General features: G+C 37.1%; 7 protein-coding genes, 2 tRNA genes and 1 riboswitch. Of the genes, 2 read left to right on the forward strand and 7 right to left on the reverse strand.

The window, feature by feature from the left end:
* Window positions 1-229 precede the first annotated feature (229 nt).
* Both HF964_RS07180 and leuS read right to left on the reverse strand, forming a co-directional pair.
* Window positions 230-1285, reverse strand: coding sequence for a peptidoglycan bridge formation glycyltransferase FemA/FemB family protein (locus tag HF964_RS07180; protein WP_168722365.1), 1056 nt, complete (start codon window positions 1283-1285; stop codon window positions 230-232).
* Window positions 1286-1542: 257 nt separating this feature from the next.
* Entirely contained in the window at window positions 1543-3957 is a 2415-nt protein-coding gene (leuS, locus tag HF964_RS07185; protein ID WP_168722366.1) for a leucine--tRNA ligase, read from the reverse strand.
* Window positions 3958-4322: 365 nt separating this feature from the next.
* On the opposite strand from leuS, the gene mnmM reads away from it, so the two are divergent.
* Entirely contained in the window at window positions 4323-4886 is a 564-nt protein-coding gene (gene mnmM / locus HF964_RS07190) for a tRNA 5-(aminomethyl)-2-thiouridylate-methyltransferase MnmM (RefSeq protein WP_168722367.1), read from the forward strand.
* A 151-nt stretch (window positions 4887-5037) separates the two neighbouring features.
* Here the strand turns inward: mnmM and metK are convergent, their stop codons facing one another.
* Complete coding sequence (metK, locus tag HF964_RS07195; protein WP_168722368.1) at window positions 5038-6243, reverse strand: methionine adenosyltransferase; 1206 nt, start codon at window positions 6241-6243, stop codon at window positions 5038-5040.
* Window positions 6244-6316: 73 nt separating this feature from the next.
* A riboswitch (SAM riboswitch) is annotated at window positions 6317-6410 on the reverse strand.
* 89 nt (window positions 6411-6499) lie between these two features.
* Here metK and HF964_RS07200 point away from each other — a divergent pair.
* Window positions 6500-7291, forward strand: coding sequence for a hypothetical protein (locus HF964_RS07200; protein WP_168722369.1), 792 nt, complete (start codon window positions 6500-6502; stop codon window positions 7289-7291).
* Between the two features lie 173 nt (window positions 7292-7464).
* Here HF964_RS07200 and HF964_RS07205 read toward each other — a convergent pair whose 3' ends face one another.
* From HF964_RS07205 to HF964_RS07220, 4 genes are all read right to left on the reverse strand, one after another.
* Window positions 7465-8463, reverse strand: coding sequence for an LTA glycolipid anchor biosynthesis glycosyltransferase, IagA/BgsA family (locus HF964_RS07205; RefSeq protein WP_168722370.1), 999 nt, complete (start codon window positions 8461-8463; stop codon window positions 7465-7467).
* Complete coding sequence (locus tag HF964_RS07210) at window positions 8463-9278, reverse strand: Cof-type HAD-IIB family hydrolase (protein ID WP_168722371.1); 816 nt, start codon at window positions 9276-9278, stop codon at window positions 8463-8465. The genes HF964_RS07205 and HF964_RS07210 overlap by 1 nt, the downstream gene beginning before the upstream one ends.
* Window positions 9279-9371: 93 nt before the next feature.
* A tRNA-Cys gene (locus HF964_RS07215) sits at window positions 9372-9442 on the reverse strand.
* 125 nt (window positions 9443-9567) lie between these two features.
* Window positions 9568-9651, reverse strand: a tRNA-Leu gene (locus HF964_RS07220).
* Window positions 9652-9693 lie beyond the last annotated feature (42 nt).

The raw sequence follows: 9693 nt of genomic DNA on the forward strand, positions 1-9693 counted from the left end.
CTTGAATAACAATATCGCATTAATTAATAATTATTAGCTTCATCAAATGGGATAAAGAAACTATTAAATAGCTAATTTATGTAGTAATTTACGGCTGAAACATGTTTTAAAAGCCTCATATATTAAAAAAATACACAAAAATCCCAGGGAAAATTCATTTTCCTGAGATTTTTGTTAGTATTTTTCAATATTACCCGACTTTTGTCACATTCCCTTTTATAGTATTTAACTATTCGGCACTACCCACACTATCAATTAAATGTTTAGCATCCTTTTGACGAACTAATTGATCATAAACCGCATCATCAAGGACACAATCAATTTCACCAATATAAACACGAGGACCTTCATCTTTACCTAAGAAACCACTCTTGAAGCGGTAAAGACTATCTTCTGGATCAGCTGCTCCAACCCCACCAAGATCGTAGGCAGATTTACCTTCAGCTACGGCCCATTCCATCATGGCCACTTGAATTACCCGTGGTGCTTCAAAAATTGGTCCTGAAATTGAACCAGCATACATGTACCAAACTTTATCCCCAAAGGCAAAGCCTAAACCGACAGCTAAAGTTGCACCATCTTTTTCAGCAACATAGATACGCATGATATCATCGGGGCCAAATGTTGTTAACATTCTTTGGAAGTAGTCATATGGTCGGTATGAAATATCATGCCGATGAGCCATTTCCTCATAGATATCATAGAAAATTTTTAAATCTGCTTCATCATTGCTGTAGCGGGTGGTAACACCATCACGCCAGCCTTTACGAATTTTAGTTCGGACACGACTTGAAAAGCCAGCTAATATTTCATCTTGTGTATGCTTACCTTCTAAGTCAACCACAATATTAATTCGTGGTTGAATGGTCCCATGAAGGCCTTCTGCTTGAACATTGCGAGTTTCGTAACCATGTGCTTTAATTTGCGCATCAAAAGCTTCATCGTAAGCCACTTCTGGATCCATCCGTAAAACATAAACATTTTTTTCAAGCAAAGTAGGTTTAACTTCCGCTACCAAACGATCTAATAAGTCTAAATTATGGACGTCCATAACTGGGCCTTTTGATGCATAAGCAAATCGTGAGCCGTTTGCTAATTTAGTCATCAAAATTGAAATAGCAGCAACAATTTGACCTTCTTCTTCAATGTATGCATGGAATTGTTCCCAATTATCTTTAACGGCTGCCCAACCTAAATCTTGTGTAATTTGACCATACTTTGAGCCACGTACAAAATTTTGGAACCGTGAAACTGCATCTTTATCGGTAATATCTAAAATCGGCACTTTTATCATCCAACTTTCTTTTAAATTTCTTCTTTAATGATACACTTTTTAAGCCTTAAACTCCGTATTCTGTGAATTTTTTTACTAAAAAATAGCTATTTTCACGAATATTAAACAGTATTCTATATTGTTACATCAAATAGTTTAAACTAGCCTTAAATTATTGTTTTAATCAATAAAGACGATCAATTCAATTTCCGAATTGATCGTCTTTATTATAACTTATTCCTTATAAATTTGGATAAAATATCCCTCATCTAGTTAGCTACAATATTAATTAACTTACCTTTAATATTAATTACTTTACGTACAGTTAAATCCGCAACTTGCTTTTGAATTGCTTCATCAGCCAAGGCTAATTTTTCAAGTTCATCCCCAGCAATATCTGCTGGTACCGTAATTTTGCTACGAACTTTACCGTTAACTTGCAAGACAACTTCGATTTCATTTTCAACTAATTGGCTTTCATCATAGGTTGGCCAAGCAACAAATGAAATTGTGTCTGTACCACCAAGGATTTGCCATAATTCTTCACCCATGTGCGGTGCCACTGGTGCAAGTAATTGAACAAAGCCTTTAATATATTCAAGTGGTAACTTTTCAGCCTTATAAGCGTCGTTAACAAAGACCATCAATTGTGAAATCGCCGTGTTAAAGCGAAGACCTTCAAAGTCATTGGTTACCTTCTTAACTGTTTGGTGGTAACTCTTAGTAAGAGTACCATCATTTTCAGTCGTGATGTTTGCATTAAGGTGACCATCTTCATCAACAATCATGCGCCAAACACGATCTAACCAACGCCGTGAACCTGAAAGACCATCTTCAGACCAAGCAATTGATTGTTCCAATGGTCCCATGAACATTTCATACATCCGTAAAGTATCCGCCCCGTATTCGTTAACGATATCATCAGGGTTAACCACGTTACCTTTTGATTTAGACATTTTTTCGTGGTTTTCACCTAAAATCATTCCTTGGTTAACTAACTTTTGGAATGGTTCGCTGGTAGGAACAACACCTAAATCGTACAAGAATTTGTGCCAGAAACGCGCGTACAACAAGTGTAAGACGGCGTGTTCTTGACCACCGATGTACAAGTCAACATTACCCCAGTAGTTTAATTTTTCTGGTGAGGCAAGGGCTTCGTCGTTAGTAGGATCGATGTAACGTAAGAAGTACCATGATGAGCCAGCCCATTGTGGCATCGTATTAGTTTCACGTAATCCTTTACGGCCATTTTCATCTTCAACTTGTAACCAGTCAGTTGCGTTAGCCAATGGTGATTCACCATTTCCAGAAGGTTTAATATCTTCCATGTATGGTAATTGCAATGGTAGTTGCTCTTCAGGGACTAAAGTTGCTTCGCCATCTTCCCAGTGAATAACTGGAATTGGTTCACCCCAGTAACGTTGACGTGAGAAAATCCAGTCACGCAAACGGAAATTAACTTTCTTGTGACCACGGTCATGTTCTTCTAACCACTCAATCATCGTTGCAATGGCAGTAGTTTTATCCATACCATCAAGGAACCCTGAGTTAATGTGGGTGCCATCACCAGTGTAGGCTTCTTCACCATTACCGCCTTCAATAACGGGCTTAATTGTTAAAGCAAATTTTTCAGCAAACTCAAAGTCACGCGTGTCATGAGCTGGCACGGCCATAATCGCCCCAGTACCGTATGAAGCAAGCACATAATCGGCAATCCAGATAGGTAATTTTTCTCCATTTACCGGGTTAATTGCGTATGCTCCCGTGAAGATTCCTGACTTATCTTTGTTAAGGTCCGTCCGTTCCAAATCAGATTTAGAAGCGATTTCTTTGCGGTATGCTTCAATCGCGTCTTTATTATCGTCAGTCGCAATTTGGTCAACCAACGCATGTTCAGGTGAAAGCACCACATAACTAGCTCCAAATAAAGTATCAGGGCGGGTTGTGAAGACTTCAATCTTGTCTTGGGCGTTTTCAACATCAAAGAAGACACTCGCGCCAATTGAACGACCAATCCAGTTACGTTGTTGTTCCTTAATTGATTCTGGCCAGTCAAGGCCTTCCAAATCATCAATCAAACGATCAGCATACGCCGTAATTTTAAGCACCCATTGACGCATTGGCACCCGGTAAACTGGGAACCCACCACGTTCAGTCTTACCATCGATAACTTCTTCGTTGGCAACCACAGTTCCACCCATCAAATCAGGGGCCCAGTTAACCATAATTTTATCTTCGTAAGCCAAACCTTTTTTGTAAAGTTGTTCAAAAATCCATTGCGTCCATTTGTAATACTTAGGATCAGTTGTATTAATTTCACGATCCCAGTCATATGAAAGACCAAGGGTTTGCATTTGTTTGCGGAAGTTAGCCACATTTTCCTTAGTAATATCAGCTGGGAAACGGCCGGTCTTCATCGCATATTGTTCAGTTGGTAATCCAAAAGCATCAAATCCCATTGGGTGCAAAACGTTAAACCCTTGTGAACGTTTCATCCGTGAAACAATATCTGTAGCCGTGTAACCTTCAGGATGCCCAACGTGAAGGCCTTGACCTGATGGAAACGGAAACATATCCAAAGCATAAAATTTAGGCTTGGAAGTATCTTCACCTGTTTTGAAAGTGTCGTTTTTGGCCCAGAAATTTTGCCATTTTTGTTCGATATCTTTATGTTGATAACTCATAGTGTTCTCCCTTTTGTATATATAAAATAAAAAAGCCCCGTAACGTAACTCATTAGCTACGTTACGGGACGATAAAGTCGTGGTACCACCCGAAATTCATACCAAAATTGGTATCTCGTGTGTTCTGTATCGGAGAACAAACCCGGCACTCAATGATTCAGCTAACAAGTTCATTAAATGACAACGTGAATTTACAGCAACCACTCACTCTCTGCGCATGTCTTTTTAACTACTACTTTAACTAAGTGCAAAATGTATATGCATTTATTTTAACAACTAATGACCATTTGAACAACCCTTTACCGTGCTATAATTAATAGCAATTAAATTAAACCCTTAAATAAAGTAAATTATCGAGGTAATTCATGAAACTAGCAAATGCCCTTACATATAGTCATACCCTCTTAGCCGCAACTGTCGAACGTGGCGATTATGTAATTGATGCGACGGTCGGTAATGGTCACGATACCGAATTTTTAAGCCAACTAGTTGGTCCCAAAGGCCATGTTCTTGGTTTTGATGTTCAAGTTGCCGCAATTAATTCAGCCACAACCCGATTAAAGGATGATGGTATCACTAATACCGAACTTATTTTAGCCGGTCACGAAAATGTTACCCAATATTTGCCAGCCAATCAAACGGTCGGAGGAGCAATTTTTAACCTTGGCTACTTACCTGGGGCAGATAAAGATGTTATTACCCAAGGTGAAACAACCTTAGCCGCAATTAATGGCATGCTCCCCCACTTAAAAAAGAATGGTTTAATTGTCTTAGTAGTCTACTATGGACATCCAGGTGGCCAAGACGAAGTTAACCAACTACTAAATTTCGCACAAGCATTACCACAAAAAGCCTACCATGTTTTGCAATATCAATTTATTAATCAAGTCAACCAACCACCATATATTATCGCAATTCAAAAACGTTAATAGATACTTTCAAAAATTAAAAATAGGACTTTCATCACGGCTTTGAAAAACGGTGTCTTTCGCCCCAAATGCAATAAAAATCCCAGGAAAATTAATTTTCCTGGGATTTTTTTGTGTATTTTAAACTTGTTAGCTAATACTAATTTTAAGCTTAAGCGAAGTATGCTTTGAGAGCTTCAACTTTATCCAATGCTTCCCATGGTAAATCAAGATCAGTCCGGCCAAAGTGACCATAAGCAGCCGTTTTAGCGTAAATTGGGCGTTGTAAATCAAGCATTTTAATAATTCCAGCTGGTCGTAAGTCAAATAATTGACGAATGGCCGCAACTAATAATTGATCATCAACTTTACCAGTTCCAAAAGTTTCTACTGCGATTGAAACCGGTTGGGCCACCCCAATTGCATAGGCTAATTGAATTTCAATTTTATTAGCTAAGCCAGCAGCAACGATGTTTTTAGCAATATAACGAGCAGCATAAGAAGCTGAACGGTCAACTTTGGTTGCATCCTTACCAGAGAAGGCCCCACCACCGTGACGGGCCGCTCCACCGTAAGTATCAACAATGATTTTCCGACCAGTTAAACCAGCATCCCCTTGCGGACCACCAATAACAAAGCGGCCAGTTGGGTTAATGAAGTACTTAGTATTTTCATCGAGTAATTCAGCTGGGATAACTTTTTCGATAATTTGTGCCTTAACGTCTTTACGAATCTGATCTAATGAAACTTCCGCATCATGTTGCGTTGAAAATACAACCGTATCAACACGGAATGGCTTGTTATTTTCATCTAATTCAACTGTTACTTGAGCTTTAGCATCTGGTCGTAAATATGCCAGTTCTTCTGATTTACGTAATTGTGCTTGTTTAAGCATTAATTGTTGGCTTAAAGCATGCGCTAATGGCATATATGTGCTTGTTTCATCAGTGGCGTATCCATACATCAAACCTTGGTCACCAGCTCCGATTTGATCAAGTGGATCAATCCCACCATCTTCACGATTTTCAATGGCGGTATCAACCCCTTGGGCGATGTCAGGTGATTGCTCATCAATGGCAATCATTACACCAGTATTGTCGCCGTCAAATCCAAATTCAGCATGATTATAACCAATTTCTTTAATTTTATCACGCACAACTTTATTAATATCAACGTAAGCAGTTGTAGACAATTCACCAAATACTAAAACTAACCCTGTCGTTACTGATGTTTCTACTGCCACTCGTGCGTCTTTGTCTTGAGTTAGTACGGCATCTAAAATAGCATCACTGATTTGATCAGCAATTTTATCTGGATGACCTTCTGATACGGCTTCTGAAGTAAATAGGTGTGGTTCTTTGTTAAATTCTTGTGACATGATTCTCTCCCTTAAAAAAATGCGACCATCCTTGACTCGGATAGTCGCATTGAAAGAATTCAATAATCAACTATCTTCATCGGAAATCTTGTTTTACCACCTTGCAACTATGGTTGTAGGTTGGTGTGCGATCATCGGGCAAGTCCCTCACGCACTCTCAATGAAGAATGATACTTAAATAGTATATCACTTATGTTGTTAAATGCAAAGATGATTGTTAGAATTAGACGTAATATATTAATTTGGAGGTTAACCAATGGAAAAGCATACGTTCACTTCACAGCCATTACACCGTACTCAAAACGGGGTTAATTTAATTGAAAAACTAAAACAACCGGTAGTCCAAAAACATCTTATCTTAGGATTTATAACTATTTTAAGTCAAAATATTATTTGGTGGACCTACCCATTGATTTACAGTAAACATCTTAATGGGCAATTACCAGCCGGTAGTTTTATACTTGTCGTTTATTCTTTCTTGATTGCTCTTGCAATGCATTTTATTTTCAGCTCAAAATTTCATTCATTTTGGGCCATGTTATTGTGTATATTAAGTGGTGTTGTCACATTTTCAAGTCTTATTAAAGGTAGTTTTGAAGTTTTCTGCCTATTACTACTTTTAACGAGTTACCTTATAATTCTTCAAATAAAATGGATCCGTCTAAAATCAATTATTGGTTTAGTTGGTTTAGCAATATTAGCGGCTTTTACTATTCCGCTTGCTATTTTTTATCTACAAAATAACTATGTTACAAGCAAATTTATTATTACATTAATTCCACTAATTTTTAGCTATTTATATTTTTTAATTCCGTTATTTATCCCACATTCAAAGTTACGAACTATTAGTAGTTTAGTATTTGGTATTGCACTTTTAATTAACATCATGCTATTACCCTTTAATCTATGGACATTTTTGGCAATCATTATTGTTGCTGGCTCATGGTTGATTCTTTTCAATCTGGAGCTTGATATTAATTTACAAGTTCCATTATATTTTGGTTTACAAATGTTAACAGTACTAGTTATTTTCTTACAACAACATTAAGTTTAAAATGCACAATATAACAATAGCCTCCTTGAAAATCTTTTCAAGGAGGCTATTGTTATATTCCCAAATATTATTACAGCTTTTGCAAAGTATAGTATTTACTTTTATACCTCAAGATAGCTAAACACTATCAGAGCGATTTTAAAACACATTTACTTTAAGTATTATCATTATAACACTTGCTCATAGACTTGTTTTAATTGTGCTCCTACAGCTTTTAAATCGCGCTCTATGGCCGTTTGATATCCAGCATGAACAATTGTGCTCATATCAGTGGTTAATACCCGCTGTAATTGCTGATTAAATTCATGAACATTACTTGCTTTTAAAACATTCTGCCCATCTTTTAACCACCCATCATATACTGGAATATCACGGACAATCACATTTTGTTGCGATGCTAAGGCTTCTAATACGACAATCCCCTCCGTCTCTTCATACGATGGGAATAAGAAGGCATTGGCACTACTATAGGCCCCTTCAATTACATCACCAGTAATATAGCCTGGAAAAATAACATTATCTGGGTGATCTTCTTTAACAATCCGCCGAATACTTGCTGGAATTGCCGCTAAATTAATATGGCCAAACCAAATGAACTTAATTTCAGGGTTTAACCGCGCAATCTCAACAAAATCAACAATCCCTTTCCGAGCAAATAACAACCCAACACTAATTACGACTTGTGTGTCATCATCTAAATTAAAATGCGTTCGAAAAGCTTGTTCTTTTTCTAGTTTTGGCTCGTATTTCATTAACTCAATCCCATTTGAAATCGGATAAATGGGTTGTTTTAATCCGTAGCCAGCAATTAATTTTTTAGAATATGGGGTTGGGGTAATTAAAACATCTGCTTGTCGATATAGGCTAACTAAATAACGCCGATAAAATGGTGCAAGTAAGTTCGAACCAATAAATGAATTTCGAAAGTCTTCCTCTGTTGAATGAGCATGATAAATGACGGGTTTATGCTTACGTTTAGCATCGCGAATAACTCTCCAACTATTAATACCATACGTATTAATGTGCAAGACATCATAATCATCATTTGGATCTAGTGTATATTCAACACCATTAGCAGCCAAGGCTTTCATTTGGTGATGCATAGCATGACCGATTCCAGAATTAGCAATCAACTTTTGTCCTTCAAAATACAATAATATTTTCATTATAAATTCTCCAACAAACTGTCAATTGTAGCCAATACTCCATCGTGATTATTATCTGCCACAGCTTTTAAAGGAATCTGCGACTGCATGGCATCATATGCATTAGGCATTAAAATTCCTTGGCCAACATATTTAAGCATTTCTAAATCATTTTCATTATCACCAAAGGCCATAATTTCACTTTTATCAATTCCATATTGACGTTGTAAAATCTGTAACCCCGTAGCTTTATTTACACCTTGAGCTAAAATGTCAACACTCCCAAACCCTGATCCAGTTGCGTGAAGCTCATCGCTAAACATTGAACGAAGACTAGTAACATATGGGCTTACTTGCTTACTTGGCCAAACAAAAGTAATTTTAAAAATAATGTCATCAATTTCTAATAACTTTTCAACTTGAAATAATGGTGTATAAAAATTTTTAACCTCGGCTAGCGTTGTTCCAGTTGCATGATTACTTACATACGTGCCTTTTAACCCAGATAAGATAATCATGTTATCAATACTTGCTGGATTATTTGCATTCCAATCAATTACCTTAGCTAATTGATTATTCGTAATAGGTGCATCAAAAATCATAGTATCATGCTGATAAATTCGCGCACCATTATCAGCGACAAAATCAATTGAAAATTCATCTAGAATTGGTTCAAAATAACGTACAAGTTGGCGATACGGATTACCACTAGCAGCCACAAAGCGAATATCATGTTGTTGCATATATGCTAATTGTTCTCTAAATCGTTGAACATCATAATCTTTATTATCACGCAAAAAAGTTCCATCCATATCTGTTGCAATCATTTTAATCATTTGCCTCACCCCTTTTACTCCATTTTACTAAAAAAGAACCCAACAGATTAGTCTATCTAACTAATCAACTTGAGTCCTTTCAACAGATTTTAAAGATGGTAATCGGATTCGAACCGACGATCAGGGTGTTGCAGACCCATGCCTTACCACTTGGCTATACCATCATAATATCAATAACCATATTATTATAAAACATACCTTCTATGCTTGTCAATACTAGGTTACTAATTAATTTTAAAAGAAAAAAGATTGAACCATCCTTGAAGGCGCTTCAATCTTTTCTACATTATGCCGTCGGTGGGGGTCGAACCCACACTCCCGTGAAGGAACTGGATTTTGAGTCCAGCGCGTCTGCCAATTCCGCCACAACGGCATATCTATTCAGCTACTTGGTAACAAATTTATTACCAACTGG

The organism is Periweissella fabalis (assembly GCF_012396505.1).
GTDB classification, from domain to species: domain Bacteria; phylum Bacillota; class Bacilli; order Lactobacillales; family Lactobacillaceae; genus Periweissella; species Periweissella fabalis.